This is a genomic window from Leucobacter celer subsp. astrifaciens, assembly GCF_001273835.1.
In the GTDB taxonomy this organism is placed as follows: Bacteria; Actinomycetota; Actinomycetes; order Actinomycetales; family Microbacteriaceae; genus Leucobacter; species Leucobacter celer.
Genome location: NZ_JHEI01000229.1, coordinates 1 through 204, shown reverse-complemented (window position 1 = coordinate 204; position 204 = coordinate 1). Strand labels below are relative to the sequence as shown.

Genomic DNA, 204 nt, shown 5'->3' with positions numbered 1-204 from the left:
CGCGGNGCCGCTCAACGCGCTCGCGCTCGGTGACGATGCCGCGAGTGCCCTCGGTACGCGCGTCGCAGGGACCCGGATCGGCGCCGCAGCAGTGGTCGTGGTGCTCGCCGGTGCCGCCACCGCGGCAGCCGGTCCGATCGGGTTCATCGGCCTGGGCGCCGCGCACATTGCTCGATTCGCTGCAGGCAACGAGCACCGTCGGCT

The 204-nt window shown here is 73.9% G+C and carries 1 protein-coding gene; it reads left to right on the top strand.

Annotation, left to right across the window (positions count from 1 at the left end; all coding sequences use genetic code 11):
- A partial coding sequence (locus AMS65_RS18365; RefSeq protein ID WP_157502457.1) for an iron chelate uptake ABC transporter family permease subunit occupies nucleotides 1-204 on the top strand: 204 nt, incomplete at both ends.